Source organism: Streptomyces sp. NPDC055966 (assembly GCF_042269865.1).
Lineage (GTDB): Bacteria > Actinomycetota > Actinomycetes > Streptomycetales > Streptomycetaceae > Streptomyces.
On sequence record NZ_JBHJYK010000010.1, the window covers coordinates 236574 to 261203 of the forward strand.

The 24630-nt window shown below is 71.9% G+C and carries 20 protein-coding genes; 4 read left to right on the plus strand and 16 right to left on the minus strand.

Annotation, left to right across the window (positions count from 1 at the left end; translation table 11 throughout):
• Positions 1-4 precede the first annotated feature (4 nt).
• The 6 genes from cimA to ureA all read right to left on the minus strand — a co-directional run bounded on the left by cimA (position 5) and on the right by ureA (position 7316).
• On the minus strand, positions 5-1612 hold the full coding sequence (cimA, locus tag ACFC8N_RS22815; RefSeq protein WP_356024686.1) for a citramalate synthase: 1608 nt from the start codon (positions 1610-1612) through the stop codon (positions 5-7).
• A 285-nt stretch (positions 1613-1897) separates the two neighbouring features.
• Positions 1898-3208 carry an MFS transporter gene (locus ACFC8N_RS22820; RefSeq protein ID WP_376289322.1) on the minus strand — a complete coding sequence of 437 codons (1311 nt, stop codon included), beginning with the start codon at positions 3206-3208 and terminating at the stop codon, positions 1898-1900.
• A 52-nt stretch (positions 3209-3260) separates the two neighbouring features.
• Positions 3261-3866 carry a TetR/AcrR family transcriptional regulator gene (locus tag ACFC8N_RS22825; protein WP_356024743.1) on the minus strand — a complete coding sequence of 202 codons (606 nt, stop codon included), beginning with the start codon at positions 3864-3866 and terminating at the stop codon, positions 3261-3263.
• A gap of 20 nt (positions 3867-3886) precedes the next feature.
• Positions 3887-4927, minus strand: a complete 1041-nt coding sequence (locus ACFC8N_RS22830; protein WP_376289324.1) for an agmatine/peptidylarginine deiminase — start codon at positions 4925-4927, stop codon at positions 3887-3889.
• An 11-nt stretch (positions 4928-4938) separates the two neighbouring features.
• Complete coding sequence (locus ACFC8N_RS22835; RefSeq protein ID WP_376289326.1) at positions 4939-6633, minus strand: urease subunit alpha; 1695 nt, start codon at positions 6631-6633, stop codon at positions 4939-4941.
• Positions 6630-7316: an urease subunit gamma gene (gene ureA / locus ACFC8N_RS22840; protein ID WP_362823509.1), complete on the minus strand. Its 687-nt coding sequence runs from the start codon at positions 7314-7316 to the stop codon at positions 6630-6632. Before ureA ends, ACFC8N_RS22835 begins: the two co-directional genes overlap by 4 nt.
• Positions 7317-7460: 144 nt before the next feature.
• Between ureA and ACFC8N_RS22845 the strand changes: the two genes are divergently transcribed.
• Complete coding sequence (locus tag ACFC8N_RS22845) at positions 7461-8897, plus strand: cytosine permease (protein WP_376289328.1); 1437 nt, start codon at positions 7461-7463, stop codon at positions 8895-8897.
• A gap of 3 nt (positions 8898-8900) precedes the next feature.
• Here the strand turns inward: ACFC8N_RS22845 and ACFC8N_RS22850 are convergent, their stop codons facing one another.
• The 4 genes from ACFC8N_RS22850 to ACFC8N_RS22865 all read right to left on the minus strand — a co-directional run bounded on the left by ACFC8N_RS22850 (position 8901) and on the right by ACFC8N_RS22865 (position 12613).
• Positions 8901-9989 carry a branched-chain amino acid aminotransferase gene (locus ACFC8N_RS22850; protein ID WP_356024696.1) on the minus strand — a complete coding sequence of 363 codons (1089 nt, stop codon included), beginning with the start codon at positions 9987-9989 and terminating at the stop codon, positions 8901-8903.
• Between the two features lie 248 nt (positions 9990-10237).
• Positions 10238-11281 (minus strand): 3-isopropylmalate dehydrogenase, encoded by a 1044-nt coding sequence (locus ACFC8N_RS22855; protein WP_356024699.1) that lies wholly within the window; start codon positions 11279-11281, stop codon positions 10238-10240.
• 71 nt (positions 11282-11352) lie between these two features.
• Positions 11353-11484, minus strand: a complete 132-nt coding sequence (locus ACFC8N_RS22860) for a hypothetical protein (RefSeq protein ID WP_107471088.1) — start codon at positions 11482-11484, stop codon at positions 11353-11355.
• A 220-nt stretch (positions 11485-11704) separates the two neighbouring features.
• Positions 11705-12613 carry a LysR family transcriptional regulator gene (locus tag ACFC8N_RS22865; RefSeq protein WP_376289331.1) on the minus strand — a complete coding sequence of 303 codons (909 nt, stop codon included), beginning with the start codon at positions 12611-12613 and terminating at the stop codon, positions 11705-11707.
• A 103-nt stretch (positions 12614-12716) separates the two neighbouring features.
• Here ACFC8N_RS22865 and ACFC8N_RS22870 point away from each other — a divergent pair, with 103 nt between their 5' ends.
• Entirely contained in the window at positions 12717-13712 is a 996-nt protein-coding gene (locus tag ACFC8N_RS22870; protein ID WP_356024704.1) for an NADP-dependent oxidoreductase, read from the plus strand.
• Between the two features lie 84 nt (positions 13713-13796).
• On the opposite strand, the gene pruA is transcribed toward ACFC8N_RS22870, so the two are convergent.
• Positions 13797-15428, minus strand: coding sequence for an L-glutamate gamma-semialdehyde dehydrogenase (gene pruA, locus ACFC8N_RS22875; protein ID WP_356024706.1), 1632 nt, complete (start codon positions 15426-15428; stop codon positions 13797-13799).
• 39 nt (positions 15429-15467) lie between these two features.
• Positions 15468-16394 (minus strand): proline dehydrogenase family protein, encoded by a 927-nt coding sequence (locus ACFC8N_RS22880; RefSeq protein WP_362823513.1) that lies wholly within the window; start codon positions 16392-16394, stop codon positions 15468-15470.
• 164 nt (positions 16395-16558) lie between these two features.
• Here ACFC8N_RS22880 and ACFC8N_RS22885 point away from each other — a divergent pair, with 164 nt between their 5' ends.
• A complete protein-coding gene (locus ACFC8N_RS22885; protein WP_376289334.1) occupies positions 16559-17866 on the plus strand; it encodes a PucR family transcriptional regulator in 1308 nt (435 codons plus the stop codon).
• Here the strand turns inward: ACFC8N_RS22885 and ACFC8N_RS22890 are convergent.
• Both ACFC8N_RS22890 and ACFC8N_RS22895 read right to left on the minus strand, forming a co-directional pair.
• Positions 17847-19427, minus strand: a complete 1581-nt coding sequence (locus tag ACFC8N_RS22890; protein WP_376289336.1) for an FAD-dependent monooxygenase — start codon at positions 19425-19427, stop codon at positions 17847-17849. The genes ACFC8N_RS22885 and ACFC8N_RS22890 overlap by 20 nt on opposite strands.
• 40 nt (positions 19428-19467) lie before the next feature.
• The gene (locus ACFC8N_RS22895; RefSeq protein WP_376289338.1) at positions 19468-20055 is read right to left on the minus strand and encodes a TetR/AcrR family transcriptional regulator; all 588 of its coding nucleotides are present in this window, start codon (positions 20053-20055) and stop codon (positions 19468-19470) included.
• Positions 20056-20153: 98 nt separating this feature from the next.
• On the opposite strand from ACFC8N_RS22895, the gene ACFC8N_RS22900 reads away from it, so the two are divergent.
• Positions 20154-21677 carry an MFS transporter gene (locus ACFC8N_RS22900; protein ID WP_376289340.1) on the plus strand — a complete coding sequence of 508 codons (1524 nt, stop codon included), beginning with the start codon at positions 20154-20156 and terminating at the stop codon, positions 21675-21677.
• 62 nt (positions 21678-21739) lie between these two features.
• On the opposite strand, the gene serA is transcribed toward ACFC8N_RS22900, so the two are convergent.
• Together serA and ilvC are read right to left on the minus strand one after the other, a co-directional pair.
• Positions 21740-23329, minus strand: a complete 1590-nt coding sequence (gene serA, locus ACFC8N_RS22905; RefSeq protein WP_356024719.1) for a phosphoglycerate dehydrogenase — start codon at positions 23327-23329, stop codon at positions 21740-21742.
• Between the two features lie 241 nt (positions 23330-23570).
• The gene (gene ilvC / locus ACFC8N_RS22910; protein WP_376289342.1) at positions 23571-24569 is read right to left on the minus strand and encodes a ketol-acid reductoisomerase; all 999 of its coding nucleotides are present in this window, start codon (positions 24567-24569) and stop codon (positions 23571-23573) included.
• Positions 24570-24630: the final 61 nt, after the last annotated feature.

Consider the following 24630-nt stretch of genomic DNA (forward strand, 5'->3'; position numbering starts at 1 on the left):
AGTCCTAAGGGGCCTGCACGCCCGCCCGCAGCAGGCCGTAGGTGTACGCGTCCTCCAGGGCCTGCCAGGAGGCGGCGATGACGTTGTCCGCCACGCCGACCGTGGACCACTCGCCGCTGCCGTCGGAGGTGGCGATCAGCACCCGGGTCGTGGACGAGGTGCCGTGCTTGCCCTCCAGGATGCGGACCTTGTAGTCGACCAGCTCCAGCGCGGCGAGCTGCGGGTAGATCTTCTCCAGGGCCACGCGCAGGGCGCGGTCGAGGGCGTTGACCGGGCCGTTGCCCTCCGCCGTGGCGACGATCCGCTCCTTCTTGGCCCACAGCTTCACCGTGGCCTCGTTGGCGTGGGTGCCGTCGGGCCGGTCCTCGACGATGGCCCGCCAGGACTCGACGTCGAAGTACCGCAGCGGGCGGCCCTCGACCTCGCCGCGCAGGAGGATCTCGAAGCTCGCGTCGGCCGCCTCGTAGGTGTAGCCCCTGAGCTCGCGCTCCTTCACCCGCTCGACCACCCGGCCGACGAGCTCGCGGTCGCCGCCGAGGTCGATGCCGAGCTCCTTGCCCTTCAGCTCGATCGAGGCGCGGCCCGCCATGTCGGAAACGAGCATCCGCATGGTGTTGCCGACCAGCTCGGGGTCGATGTGCTGGTAGAGGTCCGGGTCGACCTTGATCGCGGAGGCGTGCAGGCCGGCCTTGTGGGCGAAGGCGGAGACACCGACGTACGGCTGGTGGGTGGAGGGCGTGAGGTTGACGACCTCGGCGATGGCGTGCGAGATACGGGTGGTCTCGCGGAGCTTGCCGTCGGGCAGCACCTTCTTGCCGTACTTCAGCTCCAGGGCGGCGACGACCGGGAAGAGGTTGGCGTTGCCGACGCGCTCGCCGTAGCCGTTGGCCGTGCACTGGACGTGGGTCGCGCCCGCGTCGACGGCGGCGAGGGTGTTGGCGACCGCGCAGCCGGTGTCGTCCTGGGCGTGGATGCCGAGCCGGGCGCCGGTGTCGGCGAGGACCGTGGCGACGACGGCGTGGATCTGGGCGGGCAGCATGCCGCCGTTGGTGTCGCAGAGGATGACGACGTCGGCGCCCGCGTCCGAGGCCGCCCGGACGACCGCCTTCGCGTACTCGGGGTTGGCGCGGTAGCCGTCGAAGAAGTGCTCGCAGTCCACGAACACCCGGCGGCCCTGTTCGCGCAGGTGGGAGACGGTGTCGCGGACCATCTCCAGGTTCTCCTCCAGGGTGGTGCGCAGCGCCAGTTCGACGTGGCGGTCGTGCGACTTGGCGACCAGTGTGATCACCGGGGCACCGGACGCGAGCAGGGCCTTGACCTGGGGGTCCTCGGAGGCCTTGGCGCCGGCGCGGCGGGTGGCGCCGAAGGCGACCAGCTGGGCGTGCCTGAAGTCGATCTCGGCCTGGGCGCGGGCGAAGAACTCGGTGTCCCGGGGGTTCGCGCCGGGCCAGCCGCCCTCGATGAAACCGACGCCGAAGTCGTCCAGGTGCCGTGCGATGGCGAGCTTGTCCGCGACGGTGAGGTTGATGCCCTCGCGCTGCGCGCCGTCGCGCAGCGTGGTGTCGAAGACGTGGAACGAGTCGTCGAGCTCGTTGGTTGCCGTCTCGGTCATGGTCTCAAGGCTCCTGTTGTGAATCTTCGGTCTTACCGGAATGACCGGCTCCACCGTCCCCACAATGGTCCCGCGCGCTCCGCCCCCGGCTGAAGGTGGGCCGGAAAACGAAAAAACCCCTCGCGGGTGCGAGAGGTCTGCGCGCGGGTCGAGGACGACGGTGGCCACCCGCACCCGTTCGTACGAGGTGGTCACTGCGGACCGGCGCGCCTGCTGCCCATAATCATGGCGAACGAGAGCACGGGGGCAGTCTGGCACAGCCCCGCCCCCGGCTCACGGACCGTCTCAGGATGCGGTCGTCAGGCTGGACTCCCCGGACCCCTGGGCGGCCTTCACCCTGGCCAGATCCAGATCCTTCGTCTCCCGCATGGCGAGGTACACGACGAGCGACACGGCGGCGCATCCCGCCACGTACCAGAAGAAGCCGGATTCGATCCCGGCGTTCTTGAACCACAGGGCGACGTATTCCGCCGTACCGCCGAAGAGGGCGTTGGCGATGGCGTACGGCAGGGCCACGCCGAGGGCGCGGATGCCGGTCGGGAACAGCTCGGCCTTCACACAGGCGTTGATGGAGGTGTAGCCGGTGACGACGACCAGCGCGAGCAGCGAGAGGCCGAGGGCGGGCCAGTAGCCGTTCGCGTGCCCCAGCAGGTTCATGATCGGCACGGTGAGGGCGGTGGAGCCGACCGCGAAGGTGATCAGCAGCGGACGCCGGCCGATCCGGTCCGACAGCCGGCCCGCGAGCGGCTGGAGGGCGGCGAAGACGATCAGCGCGGTGAAGGAGACGAGCGTCGCCGTCTGCTTGGACAGGCCCGCCGAGTTGGACAGGTACTTCGTCAGGTACGTGGTGTACGTGTAATAGGCCACGGTGCCGCCCATGGTGAGGGCGATGACGAGGAACGCCTCCCGCCGGTGCTGCCACAGGGCGCGCAGGGTGCCGCGCTCGGCGGCGTGCGAGTCGTCCTCCTCGTAGACCTCGGTCTCCAGCATGCTGCGGCGCAGGTAGAAGATGACCGCCGCGCCGAGCGCGCCCACGACGAACGGGATGCGCCAGCCGTAGCTGTGCAGCGCGGAGTCGGACATCGTCCGCTGGAGGACGATCTGCAGGCCGAGGCCGAGGATCTGGCCGGCGGTCATGGACACGTACTGGAAGCTGGACGCGAAGCCGCGGTTCCGCGGGTCCGAGGCCTCCGTCAGATAGGTCGCGCTGGCCGCGTACTCGCCGCCCACCGACAGGCCCTGGAGCAGGCGGGCGACGAGCAGGACGAACGCGCCGCCGTACCCGGCGACCGCGTACGTCGGCGCGAGGGCTATCAGGATCGCCGACGCCGACATGAGCGTGACGGTCAGGGTCAGCGCCGCCTTGCGTCCCTTGCGGTCGCCGACCCTGCCGAGCAGCCAGCCGCCCACGGGCCGCATGAAGAACCCGACCGCGAAGATGCCGGCCGTGTTCATGAGCTGGGCGGTGGGATCGCCGCTCGGGAAGAACGCGCCGGCGAAGTAGGTGGCGAAGCTCGCGTACACGAACCAGTCGAACCACTCGACCATGTTCCCGGCCGAGCCGACCCAGATCTTCTTCCAGTGTTGTCGTCCCATGGGCCGTTACCTGCCCGGCCCCGGAGAAAAGGATTCCTTTACTCGCCCGCGGCTACGGACGCAGCAGCGAGTCGCCGATGAACTCCCGCACATGCGCGAGCACTTGCTCGCGGTCCGTGCCGCGCAGCCCGATGGCGACGTGGATGGAGAAGCCGTCCAGCAGCGCCCGCAGCCGCGCCGCGAAGCGGTCGGCGTCGACCCGGCGGAACTCCCCCCGCGAGATGCCCTCGGCGATCAGCGCGACCAGGTCGCGGTGCCAGGCGCCCTCGATCGCGGCCTGCCGGGTGCGCGCGTCGTCGTCGGCGTTCTGCGAGCGGTTCCACACCTCCAGCCACAGCGTCCAGTGCGGATCGCGGTGGCCGTCGGGGACGTACAGGTCGACGTAGGCCGCGAGGCGCTCGCGCGCGGTGCCGGGGCGGGTGAGCAGGCGGCCGCGTTCGGCGCCCAGCCGGCCCTCGCTCCACTCCAGGGCCTGGAGCAGCAGTTCGTCCTTGGAGCGGAAGTAGTAGAGGAGATGGCCACTGCTCATCCCGACCTCGCGGCCGAGCGCCGCCATGGTGAGCTTCTCCAGACCGCGCTCGGCGATCATGTCCATGGCGACGGCGAGTACCTCCTCGCGCGGCGGCGCGTTCTTCCGCGTCCGTGCCGCACCGGCCATCACTGTCTCCTGGATCATGTTCACGCCTTCGGCTGCTGCTGGGTGATGCAGTGGATGCCGCCCCCACCCGCGAAGATCGTACGCGCGTCCACCAGGGTGACCGTCCGCTCGGGGAAGAGCCGGCGGAAGATCCCGGCGGCGATCTCGTCGCGCGGGTCGTCGAAGCCGCACAGCACGACGCCGCCGTTGCAGAGGTAGTGGTTGATGTAGGAGTAGTCGGCCCAGTGGCCGTCGGCCTCCAGGACGGTCGGGGCCGGCACCTCGACGACCTCCAGCGCGCGGCCGCGGGCGTCGGTCGCCGACCTCAGGCGGCCGATGACCTCCTTGGTGACCTCGAAGTCGGGGTGCGCGGGGTCCGGCTGGTGGTGGGCGACGACGACACCGGGGCGGGCGAAGGCGGCGACGATGTCGACGTGGCCGAGGGTGCCGAAGCCGTGGGGAGGGTAGTCGCCGGTCAGGCCGCGCGGCAGCCAGACGGCCTTACGGGTGCCGAGGTGGGCGTGGATCTCGGCCTCGGCCTCCTCCTTCGACCAGTGCGGGTTGCGCTCGGGACCGAGCTGCACGGTCTCGGTGAGCAGCACGGTGCCCTCGCCGTCGACGTGGATCGCGCCGCCCTCGTTGACCAGCCGCGAGGCGTACGTCTTCGCGCCCGCGAGGTCGGACACGTACGCGGCGATCTTCGCGTCGTGCTCCCAGCGAGCCCAGTCCTGGGCGCCCCAGCCGTTGAACGTCCAGTCCACGGCGGCCAGTTGCCCACGGCCGTCGGTGAGGAAGGTCGGGCCGATGTCCCGCATCCAGGCGTCGTCCAGCTCGCGCTCGACGGTCTCAATCTCCGGGCCGAGCAGCGCCCGCGCCTCGGCGGACCGGCCGGGGCCGCAGACCACGGTCACCGGCTCGAAGCGGCGGATCGCGCGCGCGACGGACGCCCAGGCGAGGCAGGACGCGGCGAGGTCGTCCGGGTCGTCGAAGGTGGGGTTGGGGCCCGGCCACGCCATCCAGGTGCGCTCGTGCGGGGTCCATTCGGCGGGCATACGGAAGCCGTCGGCGGCGGGGGTGGTCATACGGAGGTCCTTCACAGGAAGTAGAGACGGTTCAGGGAGACCGAGTCGGCGGGCTGCGAGCGGAGCGGGTCGCCGTCGAGGGTGACCAGTCCGGTGCGCTGGTCGACGTCGACCGCTCCGACACGGGCGTTCAGCCGCAGGTCTGCGGGGCCGATGCCGCGGGTGCCGCGCACGGCGACGCGACGGCGGCGGGTGGGCATCGTGTCGCCGCCCTGGTCCATGGCGGCCTGCGCGACGAAGGCGACCGAGATGTCGGCGGCCGTGGCGCCGTGCGCGCCGAACTGCGGGCCCAGCACGAGGGGTTCGCAGGTGTCGGTGGCCGCGCCCGGATCGCCGACGACGCCGTACGCCGGGAAGCCCGACTTGAGCACGAGCTGCGGTTTGGCGCCGAAGTACTCCGGGCGCCACAGCACGATGTCGGCGAGCTTGCCCACCTCGATCGAGCCGACCTCGTGCGAGAGGCCGTGCGCGATGGCCGGGTTGATGGTCAGCTTGGCCATGTAGCGCAGGACGCGGGCGTTGTCGTCGCCGTCGCCGTCGCCTTCCATGGGCCCCAGCTCGGCCTTCATCTTGCCGGCCATGGCGAACGTACGGCGCACGGTCTCACCGGCGCGGCCCATGCCCTGGGCGTCGGAGGAGGTGATGCCGATCGCGCCCAGGTCGTGCAGCACGTCCTCGGCGCCCATAGTGCCGGCCCGGATCCGGTCGCGGGCCATGGCGGCGTCGCCGGGCAGGTCCGGCTTGAGGTCGTGGACGGAGACGATCATGCCGTAGTGCTCGGCGACCGCGTCCCGGCCGAAGGGCAGGGTGGGGTTGGTGGAGGAGCCGATGACGTTCGGGACACCGGCCATCTTCAGCACGTTGGGCACGTGTCCGCCGCCGCAGCCCTCGATGTGGAAGGCGTGGATCGTGCGGCCCTCCAGCACCTTCAGGGTGTCCTCGACCGACAGGCACTCGTTCAGCCCGTCGCTGTGCAGGGCGACCTGGACGTCGTGCTCCTCGGCGACGCGCAGGGCCGTGTCCAGGGCGCGGGTGTGGGCGCCCATGTCCTCGTGCACCTTGAAGCCGCTCGCCCCGCCCTCGACCAGGGCCTCGATCAGCGGCGCCTCGTGCGAGGACGAACCCCGGCCCAGGAAGCCGATGTTGACCGGCCAGGCGTCGAAGGCGTTGAAGGCGTGCTTGAGCGCCCAGGGCGAGTTGACGCCGACGCCCCAGACCGGGCCGAACTCCTGGCCGATGATCGTGGTCACGCCGGAGGCGAGGGAGGCCTCCATGATGCGCGGCGACAGCAGGTGGACATGGGTGTCGACGGCACCGGCGGTGGCGATGAGCCCCTCGCCGGAGACGATCGACGTACCCGTGCCGACGACGACGTCCACCCCGTCGAGGGTGTCGGGGTTCCCGGCGCGCCCGATGCCGCAGATGCGGCCTTCCCGGATGCCGATGGAGACCTTCCTGATCCCCTGGGCCGCGTCGATCACGACCACGTTGCTGATGACGACGTCGCAGGTCTCGCGGACGGCGGCGGCCTTCAGGTGCAGTCCGTCGCGGGCGGTCTTGCCGAAGCCGGCCAGGAACTCGTCGCCGTAGCGCTGGGAGTCGGCCTCGATCCGGACGGTCAGCCCGGAGTCGCCGAGGCGGACGCGGTCACCGGCGCGGGGGCCGTGGGTGGCGGCGTACTCGTAGGGGTTCATCGGGGGGGTCATCGGTTCTCCGCTCCCAGGTATCCGCAGGCCACGGCCCTGCGCAGGGCCTCCTCCCGGGCGCCGGGCGCGTCCAGCGGCCCGTCGACCAGTCCGGCGAAGCCGATCGCGATCCGGTCGCCGCCGATCGGTACGAGGCCGACCTCGACGCGCTCGCCCGGCCCGAAGCGGACGGAGGACCCGGCGGGCACGGCCAACCGCGTCCCGTAGGCCGCCGCCCGGTCGAAGTCCAGGCGCGGGTTGGCCTCGAAGAAGTGGAAGTGCGAGGTGACCGAGACCGGCACGGTCGCGGTGTTGGTGACCGACAGCCGCACGACCGCCTCCGGCTCGGCGTGCTCGGGGCCCGGCACCAGCGCGCCCGGCGCCCGGTCGCCCAGAGACCCGCCGCCGATCGGGTCGGAGACGACCGCGAGGCGGGAGCCGTCGTCGAAGACGGCCTCGACCATCACCTCGGTGACGACGTCCGCGACGCCCGGCAGGACGTCGTCGGGGCCGAGCACCGAGCGGGCCGCCTCGACGGCCTCGGCGAGCCGCCGCCCGTCCCGGGCCGCCTCGCAGACGGTGTCCGCGATCAGCGCGGTCGCCTCGGGCACGTTCAGCCTGAGGCCGCGCGCCCGGCGGGCCCGGGCCAGCTCGGCGGCTCCGAAGAGCAGCAGCCGGTCACGTTCCGTGGGGGTCAGTCTCACGTCGCGGCACCTCCTTGCCATCTCCTGCTTAGAACACCACTCTAAACACAGAATTCATGAAACAGAAGCATTGACTGTCGGCAAGGCTTCGCGGACATTGAACGTCGCTCTAACTCTCTGGCGGTAGTCGAAGGAGACCCAGCCATGCCGATAGAACAGCGCGGAGTCGACACCATCCCGGACGAGGAGCGGACCAGCGGTCCGCGTGATCTCGTCTCGATCCTGCTCGGCTCGAACCTCTGCCTCGGAGTGATCATCTTCGGCTGGCTGCCGCCGTCCTTCGGGCTCGGCTGGTGGGCGTCGGTGAGCGCGATCGTGGCGGGCACGGTCGTCGGTACGGCCGTCACGGCCCCGCTGGCCCTGATCTCCCTGCGCACCGCGACCAACCTGTCCACCTCCTCCGGCGCCCAGTTCGGGGTGCGGGGCCGGCTGGTCGGCTCGGTGGTCGGCCTGCTGCTGGCCCTCGGCTACACCGCGCTGACCGTGTGGATCGGCGGGGACGTGATGATCGGCGTGCTGGGCCGGCTGGCCGGACTGCCGGCCGACGGGGTGGCCTACGCCCTGGTCTACGCCGTGCTCGCGGCGGCGACGGTCGCGGGCGCGGTCTACGGCTACCGGGTGCTGCTCGCCATGTCCCGGGTCCTCGCCGTCGGCATGACGGCGCTGCTGATCCTCGGGCTCTTCGCCTACGCCCCGCACTTCACGACCTCGGCGCTGCCGGGTGCGGGCGGCTATCTGCTGGGCTCGTTCTGGCCGACCTGGTTCCTGGCGGCCGTGGCGGCGGGCCTGTCCGGCCCCATCGCCTTCATCACGCTCCTCGGTGACTACACCCGCTACATCTCGCCGTCCCGGCACGGCAGCCGGCGCGTCCTGCACGCGACCTGGCTCGGCCTGGTCCTCGGGCTGCTGGTGCCGCAGTTGTTCGGCACCTTCACGGCGTACGGCGCGCACGCGGCCCTCGACTACGCCGGTCCTCTGGTGCAGGCCTCCCCCGCCTGGTACCTGATCCCGCTGCTGCTGTCCGCCTCCGCGGGCTCGGTCGGCAACGCGGGCCTGATGCTGTACTCGATGGGCCTGGACCTGGACGCGATCCTGCCGAGGGCCTCCCGGGCGCGGGCCACCTACACGGTCGCCGTCGTCGCCACCGCCTGTGTCTTCGTCGGCCACTACGCCTGGAACGCGCAGTCCGCGATGACGTCCTTCGTGCTGCTGCTCACCGCGATCGGCACCCCGTGGGCCGTCATCACCCTGATCGGCTTCGTCCGGTGCCGCGGGGTGTACGACGCCGACGCCCTCCAGGTCTTCAACCGCCGTTCGCGGGGCGGGATCTACTGGTACCGCGCGGGCTGGAACGTACGGGCGACGGTCTCCTGGGCGCTGGGCGCCGGGGTCGGCCTGCTGGCCGTGTCCCTGCCGTCGTACCAGGGCCCGCTGCTGCGGCTGACCGGCGGGGTGGACTGCAGCTTCCTGCTGTCGGGCGCGGTGGGCGGCCTGGTCTACCTGCTGCTGACCGCCCGCACCGGACCGGCGAGGGCCGCCGCGGAACCCGACGAGGAGTCCGAGGCGGCCCTGAGCCTGTGACGGTCAGCCGATCCTGTGCATCCAGCCGTGCTGGTCCTCGGCGGTGCCGCGCTGGAGGTCCAGCAGTGCCTGGCGCAGGCGGAGGGTGACCTCGCCGGGGTTGCCGTCGCCGTGGGTCCACTCGTCGGCCTTGGTCTTGACGTGGCCGATCGGGGTGACCACGGCGGCGGTGCCGCAGGCGAAGACCTCGGTGAGGGCGCCGGAGGCGGCGTCCGCACGCCACTGCTCCAGGGTGACCACACCCTCCTCGGCGGTGTAGCCGAGGTCGCGGGCGACCTGGAGGAGGGAGTCGCGGGTGATGCCCTCCAGGATCGAGCCGGTCAGCTCCGGGGTGACGATCCGGTCGCCGTAGACGAAGGCGACGTTCATGCTGCCGCTCTCCTCGACCTTGGTGCGGGTGACCGCGTCCAGGTAGACGACCTGGTCGCAGCCGTGCGCGGCGGCCTCGGCCTGCGGCAGCAGGGACGCGGCGTAGTTGCCGCCGGTCTTGGCGTCACCGGTGCCGCCGGGGACGGCGCGGACGTGGTCCTCGGAGACCCAGATGGTCACGGGCCTGACACCGCCGGCGAAGTAGGCGCCGGACGGGGAGGCGATCAGCATGAACAGGTACTCGTTCGCCGGGTGCACGCCGAGCGCGGCCTCCGTGGCGAACATGAACGGCCGCAGGTAGAGGGACGCCTCGCCGCCGTGCTCCGGAACCCAGTCGGCGTCCTGGGTGAGCAGCGCGTCCAGCGCGGCGATGAACAGCTCCTCGGGCAGCTCGGCCATGGCCATGCGGCGGGCGGAGTTGCGGAAGCGGCGGGCGTTGGCCTCGGGACGGAACAGCGCGATCGAGCCGTCGGGTTGGCGGTAGGCCTTCAGCCCCTCGAAGATCTCCTGGCCGTAGTGCAGGACATGGGTGGAGGGGTCGAGGGAGATCGGGCCGTACGGGACGAGCTGGCCGTCGTGCCAGCCGCGGCCCTCGGTCCACTTGATCGTCACCATGTGGTCGGTGAAGTGGCGGCCGAACCCGGGGTTGGCCAGGATGGCCTCCCGCTCGGCGGCGGCGAGGGGACTGGCGGAGGGCTTGAGCTCGATCGTGGGCGTCGTCATGAGTGGTTGTCCTTCACCGGTTGTAGTGACCAGGCCGCGCTCACGCCCCGACCGGCTTCTCAGCCGGTGCTAGGACGTCCGAGCTTTCCCTCATACCGCGGCTCCGCGTTCGATTATCGCGCGAGGACTGCGGCCGACGGAACGGGGGTTGAAAGCGGCCCAGGGGTTGATGGTGGCACCCGGCGGGGACATGGGAAAGCCGCCGGGTGGTCGTCCGACCCGGCGGCTTCTCGTGGTGGAGCGCCGGGTCAGCCGGCTACTCGCGCGGCGAGCGCGTCGCCGATCGCGGACGTGGCACGGGCAGGCCTGTCGGCACGCTCGGTGAGGTCCGCGGTGACGGCGGCGTCGATGCGGTCGGCCTCGGCGTCGTAGCCGAGGTGGCGCAGCAGCAGGGCGACGGACAGGACCGTGGCGGTGGGGTCGGCCTTGCCCTGTCCGGCGATGTCCGGGGCCGAGCCGTGGACCGGCTCGAACATGGACGGGAACTCGCGGCTCGGGTTGATGTTGCCGGAGGCCGCGACGCCGATGCCGCCGGAGACGGCCGCGGCGAGGTCGGTGATGATGTCGCCGAAGAGGTTGTCGGTGACGATGACGTCGAACCGGGCCGGGTCGGTGACCAGGTAGATCGTGGCCGCGTCGACGTGGATGTAGTCCGTGGTGACCTCGGGGAACTCCTCGGCCACCTGGTTGAAGATGTTCGTCCACAGGTGGCCGGCGAAGGTCAGCACGTTGTTCTTGTGGACCAGCGTGAGCTTCTTGCGCGGGCGGGCCTGGGCGCGGGCGAAGGCGTCGCGGACCACGCGCTCGACACCGAAGGCGGTGTTGACGGAGACCTCGGTGGCGACCTCGTGCGCGGTGCCCTTGCGGATGGTGCCGCCGTTGCCGGTGTACGGGCCCTCGGTGCCCTCGCGGACGACGACGAAGTCGATTTCCGGCTGGCCGGCGAGCGGGGTCGCGACGCCGGGGAGCAGCTTGCTCGGCCGCAGGTTGACGTGGTGGTCGAAGGCGAAGCGGAGCTTGAGCAGGAAGCCGCGCTCCAGGACCCCGGAGGGGACGCTCGGGTCGCCGATGGCGCCGAGCAGGATCGCGTCGTGCCGCTTGAGGGAGTCGAGGTCGGCGTCGGTGAGGGTCTCACCGGTGGCGTGGTACCGCTGGGCGCCGAAGTCGTACTCCTCCGTCTCCAGCTTCACATCCTGCGGAAGCACGGCGGAGAGGACCTTCAGACCTTCGGCCACGACCTCCTGGCCGATGCCGTCACCGGGGATCACTGCGAGACTGATGCTGCGAGACATGCGGGCGACCCTACTCCTCGTCCCAGGTGATGACATGCGGTGTCCGCGATGCGGACACCGTGTCGGCGTTCTCAGTGGCCGGTCTCGCCGCCGTTGTCGCGGCGGTCGAGGGCGCGCTGGAGGGCGGCGGCGGCGTTCTTGCGGTCGGCCTCGCTGGTGCGGGACACGTGGCGGACGCGGCGGCGGGCGGTCGTCTCGATCATGGGGATCGACTCCTTCGGCAGACGTGGAGCACGCTGAGGGATTGCGAGACGCCGTAAGGGCGGGGAGCGCACGGCCGCAGGGGTTGCCTGCACGGGCCCGGCTCACGACCGCCATTCGCTGGATCGAGCGATGCGTTCGGCTCCTACAAAGTTAAGGGAGCGCCCCGCATCTGTCTGCACAGTTACTCGGACTTCCTACTATCTGAGACGGCGGCCCGTGTCATACGGCTTTGAGCTGGGCTTCCGTGCGTTCGAGCGACGGCTGGGCGAGGGAGCGCAGGGTGCGGATCATGGCCCGTACGGCGGTGGTGGAGGCCAGTTCCGGGGTGGTGACATAGCCGACGGAGCGGTGCGGCCGCCCGGGTCCGAGGCCGGTGATCTCCACGGCGGGCGGCGGCGCCGTGAGGGAGAGCGCGGGCATGATGGCCATGCCGAGCCCGCCGGCCACCATGGCCAGCACGGCCCCGTCGTCCTCGGCGCGCACGGTCGCGGCCGGGATCCAGTCCTGGGCGGCCCACCAGTCGCGGGTGTAGGAGCCGCAGTTCTCCGCCCAGTCGACGAGCGGGAGGGCACGCGGGTCGGGGTGTCCCGCCGGATGCACCAGGGAGTACGGCTCTTCCAGCAGGGGCGCGCCGACCAGTCCGGCGGGCGGCGGCCCGCTCAGGGTGGCGATGCCGAGATCGGCACGCCCGGCGGCGACCTCGCCCGCGACGCCGGCGCCCAGTTCCCGTACGACGGTGACGCTCACCTCGATGCCGGAGTGGCGCGCGGCGAGCCGCTCCAGGGCGGGCGGGAGCAGATGCAGGGCGGCGCTGCGGAAGGCGGCGATCCGCAGCGCGCCGCGGACCTCGCCGGTGTCCGCGGCGCGGACGTCCGCGGCCATCGCCCGGAGCATCCGCAGCACCCGCCGGGCATGGGCGGCGGCCCGCTCCCCCGCGGGCGTCGGCCGGGCCCCGAACCGGCCGCGCTCGAAGAGGACGGCCCCCAGCTTGCGTTCGATGCCGCGCACGGCGTGCGAGACGGCGGACTGGGTGGCCCCGAGCCGGGCGGCCGCGGCCGAGAATCCGCCCTCGTCGGCCACGGCGACCAGGATCCTCAGCTCCTGCGGGGCAAGGTCTGCTGCTGTCACTCGGGGCTCCCGCCTGCGACTATGAGGCCGATTCATGGATCGGCGCGTTCCATGAGCCCAACCCTGTCCCCGCGCCCCGCATTCCTGCCTACCGTCCCCTGCCATGACCGAGATCGCGCTCACCGTGCAGCAGACCGCCCGCCCCACCGGCTTCCCCACCCCGGACCACTTCCGCTTCGCCGAGTCCCCGGTGCCCGAACCGGCCCCCGGCAGCGCCCTGGTGGAGAACGTGCTGTGGTCCGTGGACCCGTACCACCGCGAAATGATGGACGGGGACTTCGCGTTGCACGCTCCGCTGGAGGGCCGCACCCTGGGCAGGGTCGTCGCGTCGCGGACGCCGGAGCTGCCCGAGGGCGAGATCGTCTTCCACCGGCAGGGCTGGCGCACGCACGCCGTGGTCCGCCCCGAGGAGGTGCGGCGCCTGCCCCACCACCCGGGCGTGCCGCTGACGGCGTATCTGAGCGTGCTGGGCGGCACGGGCCTGACGGCGTACGTCGCCCTGACCCGGATCGCCCGGCTGCGGGAGGGCGAGGACGTGTTCGTCTCCGGGGCGGCGGGCGGGGTGGGCACGGCGGCGGGCCGGTTCGCCCGGCTGCTCGGAGCGGGCCGGGTGATCGGCAGCGCGGGCGGCCCGGAGAAGGTCCGCCACCTGACGCAACAGGTGGGTTACGACGCGGCCTTCGACTACCGCGCGGCCCCGGTGGCCGACCTGCTGGCCGCGGCCGCCCCCACCGGTATCGACCTCTTCGTGGACAACGTCGGCGGCGAGCACCTGGGCGCCGCGATCGGCGCGCTGCGTGAGCGGGGCCGGGTGGTGCGGGTCGGCACGATCAGCCAGTACAACACCCCGGACGCCCCGCCGGTCGTCTTCGACCACGCGGACGTCGTGGAGAAGCGCCTGCGCATCGAGGGCTTCCTGGTGAGCGACCACCGGGACGCGCAGGACGAGCTGTACGACTTCGCCGTCCCGCATCTGCGCAGCGGGGCGCTGACGGCGGACGAGACGGTGGTCGACGGCTTCGAGCGGATCGTGGAGGCGTTCCTGCTGATGCTGCGCGGCGGCAACACGGGCAAGATCCTGGTCCGCGCGACTCCCTGACGACCCGTCAGGCGACATTGGAAACGGGCCGGGAAGCCTGCTCGGTGCCAGGCTTCCCGGCCCGTCGCTCGGGGTGGGCGAGGATCAGCCCATGTGCGGGTACGCGTAGTCGGTCGGGGCGACCAGCGTCTCCTTGATGGCGCGGGTCAGGGTCCAGCGCAGCAGGTTCTGCGGGGCGCCGGCCTTGTCGTTGGTGCCGGAGGCGCGGCCGCCGCCGAAGGGCTGCTGGCCGACGACGGCGCCGGTCGACTTGTCGTTGATGTAGAAGTTGCCCGCGGCGAAGCGGAGCTTCTCCATCGTGTACGCGGCGGCCGCGCGGTCGTTGGCGATGACCGAGCCGGTCAGGGCGTAGTCGGAGACCGACTCCATCTGCTCCAGCATCGCGTCGTACTGGTCGTCCTCGTAGACGTGGACACCGAGGAACGGACCGAAGTACTCGGTGCGGAAGATCTCGTTCTCGGGGTCGGTGGAGACGACGACCGTCGGGCGGACGAAGTAGCCGACCGAGTCGTCGTAGCTGCCGCCCGCGACGATCTCGCAGGTCGGGTCGGAGGCGGCGCGGTCGATCGCGGCCTTGTTCTTGGCGAAGGCACGGTCGTCGATCACGGCGCCGATGAAGTTCGACAGGTCAGTGACGTCACCCATGGTGAGGTAGTCGACCTCGGCGGCGAACTCCTCCTTGAAGCCCGAGTTCCAGATGGAGGCCGGGATGTAGGCGCGGGAGGTGGCGGAGCACTTCTGGCCCTGGTACTCGAAGGCGCCGCGGGTCAGCGCGGTCTTCAGCACGGCGCGGTCGGCGCTCGGGTGGGCGACCAGGAAGTCCTTGCCGCCGGTCTCGCCGACCAGACGCGGGTACGAGCGGTACTTCTCGATGTTGGCGCCGACCGTCTTCCACAGGTACTGGAAGGTCCTGGTCGAGCCGGTGAAGTGGATGCCGGCCAGGTCCCGGTGCTCCAGGGCGACCTCGGAGACCTCGATGCCGTCGCCGGTGACGAGGTTGATGACGCCCTTGGGGAGGCCGGCCTCCTCCAGCAGCTGCATCAGCAGGACGGCGGCGTGGGTCTGGGTCGGGGACGGCTTCCAGACGACGACGTTGCCCATGAGCGCCGGGGCGGTGGGCAGGTTGCCCGCGATGGCGCTGAAGTTGAACGGCGTGATCGCGTAGACGAAGCCCTCCAGCGGGCGGTGGTCCATGCGGTTCCAGACGCCCGGGGAGTTCGCCGGGGGCTGCTCGGCGAGGATCTGGCGGGCGTAGTGGACGTTGAAGCGCCAGAAGTCGACCAGCTCACAGGGGGTGTCGATCTCCGCCTGCTGGGCGGTCTTCGACTGGCCGAGCATCGTCGAGGCGGCGATGGTCTCGCGCCAGGGACCGGCGAGCAGTTCGGCGGCGCGCAGGATGATCGCGGCGCGGTCGTCGAAGGACATCGCGCGCCAGGCCGGCGCGGCGGCCAGGGCCGCGTCGATCGCGTCCCGCGCGTCCTGCTGGGTGGCGTGGTGACCGGTGCCGATGACGGCCTTGTGGCGGTGCGGCTGGACGACCTGGAACGGCTCGCCGCCGCCCATCCGCTTCTCGCCGCCGATGGTCATCGGCAGGTCGATCGGGTTCTCGGCCAGCTCCTTGAGCTTGGCCTCCAGCCGGGCGCGCTCGGGCGAGCCGGGGGCGTAGCCGTGCACCGGCTCGTTGACCGGGGTGGGGACCTGGGTCACAGCGTCCATGAGATCCGTAACTCCTTGTACGTGAGCGGGTGTTCGGTTTCAGCCCTTGCTGACCATGCTGCGGAGGAAGAACCGGAGGTTGGCCGGCTTCTCCGCGAGACGGCGCATGAAGTAGCCGTACCAGTCGGTGCCGTACGCCGTGTAGACGCGCATGCGGTGGCCCTCGGCGGCCAGCCGCAGGTGCTCGTCGCCGCGGATGCCGTACAGCATCTGGAACTCGTACTCGTTCAGCTTGCGGCCGGCCTGGTGGGCCAGCTCCTGGGCGATGGCGATCAGGCGCGGGTCGTGGGACCCGATCATCGGGTACCCCTCGCCGTCCATGAGGATGCGCAGGACGCGGACGTACGCCTTGTCGATCTCGTGCTTCTGCTGGTACGCGACCTCGGCGGGCTCCTTGTAGGCGCCCTTGACGAGGCGGACGCGGCTGCCGGCGGCGGCGAGGCGGCGGGCGTCGGCCTCGGTGCGGAAGAGGTAGGCCTGGATGACGCAGCCGGTCTGCGGGAAGTCCTTCCGCAGCTCCTCGTGGATGGCGAACATCGAGTCGAGGGTGGTGTGGTCCTCGGCGTCCAGCGTCACGGTCGTACCGATCGCGGCGGCGGCCTCGACGACCGGGCGGACGTTGGCGAGGGCGAGCTCGTGGCCGCCGTCCAGCGCCTGGCCGAACATGGACAGCTTGACCGACATCTCGACCTTCTCGCCGAGCCCCAGCTCCTTGAGGTGGTCGATGAGCGCGAGGTAGGCGTCGCGGGCGGCGGCGGCCTGGTCCGGGGTGGTGATGTCCTCGCCGACGACGTCCATCGTCAGCTCCAGGCCCTTGGCCGTGAGGTCCTTGATGATCGGGACGATGTCGTCGACGGTCTCGCCCGGGATGAAGCGGTCGACGACCTGCTTGGTCACCGGGGCCGCCGAGATCAGGCGTCGCATCCGGTCGCTGCGCGACGCGGCGAGAATCACGGGACCCAGCACGGGGCACCTCCACAGACAAGCATCAAATGGGCCGTCACCCGACGATTCGGGTACGGCACGGAGAACCACCGTGAAACCTAAGGATCTCTCCGATCCTGGGCCATCGACAGCTGTCACGCATCCGTGCACTGGATCTCAGACAGATGTATGAAGACCTCAGGAAAATGAGGGAGAATGCCCGAGTGGCGGCGGATTTCAAGGGTTTCAAAGCCTTCAAGGGTGACTACCAGGAGCTCGTGGACGAGATCTCGGAGCTGCTGGGCGTCCCGGCGACTCTGGAGAACCGCGACTTCGAGCTGATCGCCTTCGGCGCGTACGACAGCGACGACGAGCTGGACCCGTCCGCGCTGGACCCGGTGCGCACCCGCTCGATCCTGACCCGGCGCTCCACGGCGACGGTCCGCTCCTGGTTCGAGGGCTTCGGCATCACCCGCGCGACCGGCCCGGTACGGATCCCGGCGAGCACGGAGGCGGGGGTCTACCGCGGCCGGATCTGCCTCCCGGTCCGCCACCGGGGTGTCGTGCTCGGCTACGTCTGGCTGCTGGACGGCGACCCCGGCCCGACGGACGCCCAACTGGCCGCCGCCATGGCCGTGGCCGGCCGGATCGGCGCGCTGCTCGCGGACGAGGCGGCGGCCGGGGCCGGGCTGAGCCGGGAGCTGCGGGCGGTGCTCGGCGCGGAGCGCGGCTGGCAGCAGGACATGGCGGTGGCCGAACTGCGCACCGCCCTCGGCCCGCGCGCCGACGGTCCGCACGCCCTGATCTGCGTCGCCCCCTGGCCCTCGGCCGACCCGGACGACGCCCCGGCCGCCCGGACGATCCCGCACGCCCTCGCGCTGTGCACCCTGCCCTGGGGCGCGGCCGGGCAGAGCCTCGCGCTGCTGGTCCGGCTGCGCACCACGGAGGTGAGCGCGCCGGCGCTGACGGCGGCCGCGCGGCTGCTGGAGGAGGCCGGGAGCGCGCGCGGCGCGGCGGGCGGTGCCGCCCGCGGGGCCGGGGCCCGGGTGGCCGCGGCGGCCGCGGCCGGTCTGGAGGGGGCGGCCCGGGCCGTGCCGGGTGCCGGTTGCGCGGCCGGGGTCGGCGAGCCCCGCTCCGGCCTCGGCGAGCTGGGCACGATGTGGGAGGAGGCCACCGCCGCCGCACGGGCCGCGCTGGCCGAGCCGCGGTTCGGGCCGGTCGCGCAGTGGGCGGCCATCGGGCCGTACCGGCTGCTGACGGCGCTGCCGCCGGAGGCCGCGCACGATCCCGCGGTCGGCCCGCTGCTCTCGCCCGCCCACCGGGAGCTGGCCCGCACCGCCGAGGTCTATCTCGACTGCGCGGGCCAGGCCGGCCGTGCGGCGGCGGAGCTGGGCATCCACCGGCAGACCCTGTACTACCGGCTGTCCCGGGTGGAGCAGCTGACGGGCCTCGACCTGGACGACGGGGAGGACCGGCTGCTGCTGCACATGGCGCTCAAGCGAGCGCGGCTGTGAGCCTGCCGAGGGCCTCGGCGAGGGCTGCGGGGGCCTGCGGCCGGTCCGGCCAGTGGGCGGCGACGTGTCCGTCCGGGCGGACCAACAGGGCGCCGTGCGGGCCGAGTTCGTACGGCTCGGCGTGCTCGCGGGGCAGGGGTTCGACGCGCAGCGGCACGGGTACGCAGAGGGGTCCGGCCGCGGCGGTGCCGGGCGCCCAGGCGGCGGGGTCCGGGGTGAACAGGGTGAACCACTCGCCGAGGGCGTCCAGCGTGGAGCGGTCGCCGGTGAGCCGGCGGTGGGGCAGGCGGTGGCCCGGCGCCACGGTGGGCACGTAGTCGGTGCCGGGCGGGGACGGTGGCGCCGTGTCGCCCTTGTCGCCCGTGAGGACGGCGGACGAGCGGTAGGCGACGCCGAGCACCAGGCCCAGTTGCGCGAAGTACTGGTCCATCCACGGGAGTTCGATCCGGTCGGGGACGGCTCCGCCGGTCGGCGGCCGCTCGCGCCGACGGCTCTGCACGTCCCCCAGCAGCTGGGCGTTGGCCACCGCCTGGCGCAGCGTCTCATGGGCGACGGGGTGCCGTTCGCTCGCGTAGGTGTCCAGCAGCCCGGGGCCGGCCCAGCCGCGCAGCACGCCCGCCAGCTTCCAGCACAGGTTGTGCGCGTCGGCCACGCCCGCGTTCATGCCCAGGCCGCCGACGATCGGCACCGCGTGCGCGGCGTCGCCGGCCAGCAGGGCCCGGCCGCGGCGCAGGTGTTCGGCGACGAACGCGTTCATCACCCAGTGCTGCACGCGCAGCACCTCGGGGCGTACGTCGACGCCCGGTCCGAGGGCGTGCGCGACGAGGTCGCCCCAGTCGGTGCCGTCGACAGCGGCGGGCGTCGGGCCGAACCAGGCCCAGCCGCCCTCGGGGTACAGCGGCATGAAGGAGCCGTGGGCGGTGAAGTAGACACCGGCGGGTCCGTCGGCGCACCAGCGGTCGAGGTCGGCGTCGAAGACGACGGTGGTGACGCCGCCCAGCGCTCCCGGCCCGGTGGTGCCGACGCCGAGCAGGTCCCGGACGGTGGAGCGGGCGCCGTCGGCGGCGAGGACGTACCGGGCCCGGAGCCGGGACTCGGCACCGGTGCGGCGGTCGGTGAGCCGCGCCACGACCCCCTCGGACTCCTCGGCCAGGCCGACGAGCTCGACTCCGAACCGCACCGGCGCGGCTGCCGCGGCGAGCAGCACCGGTTCCAGCCGGTCCTGCGAGGTGACCACGCCGAGTGCGGGGCTCTCCGGTACCGGCGCGCGCACCCCGGTCATCGCCGCCGAGGCGAAGTCGCCGCCGCCCAGGGTGTCGCGGAAGCGGACCCGGCCGTAGCGCGGCGCGAAGGCCCGGTCGGTGATCCGGGCGGCGAGGCCGAGGCCGCGGAAGATCTCCATCGAGCGCACGTTGACCAGCCGGGAGCGGGGAAACGGCGACAGCGCGTGGTGCCGCTCGACCAGCAGGCAGGGCACGCCCCAGCGGTCCAGCAGCGCCCGCGCGGTGAGTCCGACCGGGCCGCCGCCGACGATCAGTACCGGCACCTCGGCGTCCTGCATGAGGCCAATCTCCCCCGGCCCGCGGGCGTCCGCAATCCGCTCAGCCCGCCTCGGCGGCCGGGACGGACGCGACGATCTGCCGCAGGCCCTCGGTGAGCGCGTCGCCGTCCGGGGCGGTCTTCGGGTCGAACGTCCACTGCGCGATGAGCCCGGTCATCAGCGTCATGTAGAAGCGGCCGAGGGTGTCGGCCGTCTCGTCGGAGACCTCGTCCTCCGGCACGCCCTGGAGCAGGGAGACGAGCCCGCGCCCGCCCTCGCGCTGTGCGCGGGCCAGATGCTCGCGCACCTCGGGCATGTCGATGGTCATGACCTCCATGCTGAGGCGCCAGATCGAGTTCGGCTCCCGCATGGTGGCGACGATGCCGGACCACACGTGCCGGAAGCGCTCCAGCGAGCCGGGCGCGCCCTCGATCGCGATGCCGTCGCCCCCGTCGAAGGCGTCGGACATGTTCTCCACGATCGCGACGTAGGCCTGCGCGAGGAGCGCGTCCTTGGAGCCGTAGTGGTAGCCGATCGAGGCCAGGTTGGTCCCCGAGGCCTTGACGATGTCGCGCGCGGTGGTGCGCGCGAACCCCTTCTCCAGCAGGCAGCGCTTGGCGCCTTCGAGCAGATCCTCACGGTGTCCCATGCCCGCCACCCTACCCCTCGATCCATACAAGCGTCCTAGACGGATGACTTATACAGTCGTTCTAGACAAGCGTTTAAGACGCTTGTACATTCCTCGGCATGACGAACTCGACGAGCACCACCACCCCTGTCGCGGCGGGCCCCCGCGCCGGACGCCGAGAGTGGACCGCCCTCGGCGTGCTGATGCTGCCGCTGCTGCTGGTCTCGATGGACGTCTCCGTCCTGTACTTCGCGACGCCCGCGATCAGCGCGGACCTCCACCCGAGCGGCACCCAGCAGCTGTGGATCTTCGATGTCTACGGCTTCGTCCTGGCCGGCCTGCTGATGACGATGGGCTCGCTCGGCGACCACATCGGCCGCCGCAGGCTGCTCCTCACCGGGGCGGTCGCCTTCGGCGGGGCCTCGCTCCTCGCGGCCTACGCGACCAGCGCCGGGACCCTGATCGCGGCCCGCGCGCTCCTCGGCATCGGCGGCGCGACCCTGATGCCGTCCACGATGGCGCTGCTGCGCACGATGTTCACCGACCCCGCCCAGCGGGCGAAGGCGATCGGGCTGTGGTCCGGCGTGATGACCGGCGGCATCGCGCTCGGCTCGGTGATGAGCGGCATCTTCGTCGAGCACTTCTGGTGGGGCTCGGTCTTCCTGGTCAACCTGCCCGCGATGGCGCTGCTGCTCCTCGGCCCGGTGCTGCTGCCGGAGTCGAAGGCCCCGGACCCGGGCCGCTTCGACTGGCCGAGCGTGCCGCTGTCGATGGCCGCCGTGCTCCCCGTCGTCTACGGCCTGAAGGAGATCCCCTCCGAGGGCTGGCACCCGCTCTACGTCGTCTCGATCACCGTCGGCCTGCTCTTCACGGCCCTGTTCGTCCGGCGCCAGCGCACCGCGGCCGCCCCGCTGATCCCGCCGGCCCTGCTGAAGGGCCACGGCTTCGCCCCGGCGCTGGTCCTGAACCTCGTCGCCGCGCTCGGCATGATGGGCTCGGCCATCTTCACCACGCAGTACCTGCAGTCGGTGCTCGGCAAGAGCCCGCTGTCGGCGGCCCTGTGGAGCCTGCTGCCCTCGGTGTTCATCGGCGTCGCCGGTCCGCTCACCGCGCAGCTCGTCCAGCGGGGCGTCAACCGGGCGTACGTCGCCGCCGGCGGCTTCGCGGCCATGGCGGCCGGGTTCGCGATGCTCGCCCTGCTCGGCACCGACTCGCTGTGGCTGGTGCTGGCCGGAGCCGGCGTGCTCGCCTGCGGGATGGTCGCGATCGCGTCCCAGCTGGTGGACCTGGCCATGAGCGGCGCCCCGGTGGAGCGGGCGGGCACGGCCTCCTCGCTGCTGGAGACCAGCACCGAGTTCGGCGGCGCCCTCGGCATGGCGGTGCTCGGCTCGATCGGCACGGCGCTCTACCGCCACGAGATGCCGTCGACGGCTCCCGCCGGGGCCCGCGAGACCCTGGGCGGCGCCCTCGCCACGGCCGCCCGGCTGCCCGGCCGGGCCGGTGAGTCCCTGCTCGCCACGGCCCGGGAGGCGTTCACCAGCGGGATGCGGGGCGCGGCGCTCGCCGGCGCCGTGATCCTCGTGGTGGCGGCGGTGGGGGCGGCGCTGAGCCTGCGCGGGATCGGGGCCGGAGGCGAGGAGTAGGGCAGGAGAAAACGCCGGGCGGGCCGACTCTCGTCAGCCCGCCCGGCGTTGTCGTGCGCGTCTCAGACGAGGTTCACGGACCGGGCCGACGTCGCCCCGATCTCCGCCGCGACCTCGGCGAGCACAGGGGCCGCCACCGTGTCGTCGACGGTCAGGACGGCCAGGGCCTCGCCGCCCACCGCCGAGCGGGCGACCTGCATGCCGCCGATGTTGATGCCCGCCTCGCCGAGGATGCGGCCGACGGTGCCGACGACACCGGGACGGTCCTCGTAGCGCAGGACGAGCATGTGGTCGGCGAGCGCGAGGTCGACGTCGTAGTCGCCGACCGCGACGATCTTCTGCACGTGCTTCGGGCCGGCCAGCGTGCCGGAGACCGCGACCTCCTCGCCGCTCGCGAGGGTGCCGCGCACGGTGACCACGTTGCGGTGCTCGTTCGACTCGGAGCTGGTGGTCAGCCGGACCTCGACGCCGCGCTCCTGCGCGAACAGCGGGGCGTTGACGTACGACACCGTCTCGGCGACGACGTCCTCGAAGACGCCCTTGAGCGCGGACAGCTCCAGCACCTTCACGTCGTGCTGGGTGATCTCGCCGTAGACCTCGACGTCGAGGCGGTGCGCGACCTCGCCGGCCAGCGCGGTGAAGATGCGGCCGAGGCGCTCGGCGAGCGGCAGACCGGGCTTGACGTCCTCGGCGATGACACCGCCCTGGACGTTCACCGCGTCCGGGACCAGCTCACCGGCGAGCGCGAGGCGCACGGACCTGGCGACCGCGATGCCCGCCTTCTCCTGGGCCTCGTCGGTGGACGCGCCGAGGTGCGGGGTGCACACGACCTGGTCCAGCTCGAAGAGCGGGGAGTCGGTGCAGGGCTCCTTCGCGTACACGTCGAGGCCGGCGCCGGCGACCCGGCCCTCCTTCAGCGCCGCGTACAGCGCCTCCTCGTCGACGATGCCGCCGCGCGCGGCGTTGACGATGCGCACGTTCGGCTTGACCTTGCGCAGCGCCTCGTCGCCGATCAGGCCGAGCGTCTCGGGGGTCTTGGGCAGGTGGACGGTGATGAAGTCGGAGACTTCGAGCAGCTCGTCCAGGGAGAGCACCTTGACGCCCATCTGGGCGGCGCGGGCGGGCTGGATGTAGGGGTCGTAGGCGACGACCTTCATGCCGAAGGCGGACATGCGCTGGGCGACCAGGGCGCCGATGCGGCCGAGGCCGACGACGCCGAGGGTCTTCTCGGCCAGCTCGACGCCCGTGTACTTGCTGCGCTTCCACTCGCCGTTCTTCAGCGCTGCGTTCGCCTGCGGGATGTGGCGGGCGGAGGCGACGAGGAGACCGCAGGCCAGCTCGGCGGCGGTCACGATGTTGGAGGTCGGGGCGTTGACGACCATCACGCCGGCCTTCGTGGCGGCGGAGACGTCGACGTTGTCGAGGCCGACGCCGGCGCGGGCGACGACCTTGAGCTTCTGGGCCGCGGCGATGGCCTCGGCGTCGACCTTGGTGGCGGAGCGGATCAGGATCGCGTCGACGTCGGCGATGGCCGGGAGCAGTTCGGCTCGGTCTGCTCCGTTGGCGTGCCGGATCTCGAAGTCCGGGCCGAGTGCGTCCACGGTCGCGGGCGACAGCTCTTCAGCGATGAGTACGACGGGTTTCGAGCTCACGTGAGGTCCTCACAAGTCCAAGGCATGCGGACGGCCGTCCCGACGGCCGCAGCGGAGGAGGGGCTAGCCGCGGAAGACGCACGACGCTGTGGGCCTGACGCGTGTTGTGCAGCAGTGTAGTGGCGCCGCTCAGGGCGTTGTGCGCCGCTGCGGAAGGATCACCCGTCCGGGGCTGGACGGAGTGGACAACAGAGGGACACAGGGGGCCGGAGCAGCATGCCCCGACCCCCTGACATGAGGCTTACGCCTCCTCGTTCACCCAGCTCATCAGCTTGCGCAGCTGCTTGCCGGTGGTCTCCAGCAGGTGCTCGGAGTCCTGCTTCTTGTACTCGTTGTACTTCTTCAGACCGCCGTGGTACTCGTCCATCCAGTTCTTGGCGAAGGTGCCGTCCTGGATCTCGGCGAGGACCTGCTTCATCTCGGCCTTGGTGGCGTCGGTGATGATCCGCGGGCCGGTGACGTAGTCGCCCCACTCGGCGGTCTCGGAGACCGACCAGCGCATCTTCTCCAGGCCGCCCTCGTACATGAGGTCCACGATCAGCTTCAGCTCGTGCAGGCACTCGAAGTAGGCGATCTCCGGCTGGTAGCCGGCCTCGACCAGGGTCTCGAAGCCCGCCTTCACCAGCGCGGCCGTACCACCGCACAGGACGGCCTGCTCGCCGAACAGGTCGGTCTCGGTCTCCTCGGTGAAGGTCGTCTTGATGACGCCGGCGCGGGTGCCGCCGATGCCCTTGGCGTACGACAGGGCCAGCGCGAAGGCGTCGCCGGAGGCGTCCTGCTCGACGGCCACGATGCACGGGACGCCGCGGCCCTCCTCGTACTGACGGCGCACCAGGTGGCCCGGGCCCTTCGGGGCGACCATGCAGACGTCCACGCCGGCCGGGGGCTTGATGAAGCCGTAGCGGATGTTCAGGCCGTGGCCGAAGAAGAGGGCGTCGCCGTCCTTCAGGTTCGGGGCGATGTCCTTCTCGTAGACCTGGGCCTGGATCGGGTCCGGGACGAGGATCATGATGACGTCGGCCTCGGCGGTGGCCTCCGCGGGGGTCACCACGCGCAGGCCCTGCTCCTCGGCCTTGGCCTTGGACTTGGAGCCCTCGTGCAGACCGACACGCACGTCGACACCGGAGTCACGCAGCGACAGCGCGTGGGCGTGGCCCTGGCTGCCGTAGCCGATGACCGCGACCTTGCGGCCCTGGATGATGGACAGGTCGGCGTCAGCGTCGTAGAACAGCTCGGCCACTTTGGGTTCTCTCCTTGGTGTTCAGGTTGTGCGTCCCACCGTATGCGGTGGGGGGAGGGGA

Bases quoted from the DNA above. Each gene is read 5' to 3' on its own strand.
- ACFC8N_RS22845 (WP_376289328.1), top strand. From the start codon at position 7,461: ATGCCGATAGAACAGCGCGGAGTCGACACCATCCCGGACGAGGAGCGG.
- pruA (WP_356024706.1), bottom strand. From the start codon at position 15,428: ATGGACGCTGTGACCCAGGTCCCCACCCCGGTCAACGAGCCGGTGCAC.
- ACFC8N_RS22860 (WP_107471088.1), bottom strand. From the start codon at position 11,484: ATGATCGAGACGACCGCCCGCCGCCGCGTCCGCCACGTGTCCCGCACC.
- cimA (WP_356024686.1), bottom strand. From the start codon at position 1,612: ATGACCGAGACGGCAACCAACGAGCTCGACGACTCGTTCCACGTCTTC.
- ACFC8N_RS22895 (WP_376289338.1), bottom strand. From the start codon at position 20,055: ATGGGACACCGTGAGGATCTGCTCGAAGGCGCCAAGCGCTGCCTGCTG.
- ACFC8N_RS22825 (WP_356024743.1), bottom strand. From the start codon at position 3,866: ATGGCCGGTGCGGCACGGACGCGGAAGAACGCGCCGCCGCGCGAGGAG.
- ACFC8N_RS22885 (WP_376289334.1), top strand. From the start codon at position 16,559: ATGAGGGAGAATGCCCGAGTGGCGGCGGATTTCAAGGGTTTCAAAGCC.
- ACFC8N_RS22835 (WP_376289326.1), bottom strand. From the start codon at position 6,633: ATGACCCCCCCGATGAACCCCTACGAGTACGCCGCCACCCACGGCCCC.
- ACFC8N_RS22890 (WP_376289336.1), bottom strand. From the start codon at position 19,427: ATGCAGGACGCCGAGGTGCCGGTACTGATCGTCGGCGGCGGCCCGGTC.
- ACFC8N_RS22855 (WP_356024699.1), bottom strand. From the start codon at position 11,281: ATGTCTCGCAGCATCAGTCTCGCAGTGATCCCCGGTGACGGCATCGGC.
- ACFC8N_RS22850 (WP_356024696.1), bottom strand. From the start codon at position 9,989: ATGACGACGCCCACGATCGAGCTCAAGCCCTCCGCCAGTCCCCTCGCC.
- ACFC8N_RS22820 (WP_376289322.1), bottom strand. From the start codon at position 3,208: ATGGGACGACAACACTGGAAGAAGATCTGGGTCGGCTCGGCCGGGAAC.
- ACFC8N_RS22870 (WP_356024704.1), top strand. From the start codon at position 12,717: ATGACCGAGATCGCGCTCACCGTGCAGCAGACCGCCCGCCCCACCGGC.
- ACFC8N_RS22900 (WP_376289340.1), top strand. From the start codon at position 20,154: ATGACGAACTCGACGAGCACCACCACCCCTGTCGCGGCGGGCCCCCGC.
- ACFC8N_RS22830 (WP_376289324.1), bottom strand. From the start codon at position 4,927: ATGACCACCCCCGCCGCCGACGGCTTCCGTATGCCCGCCGAATGGACC.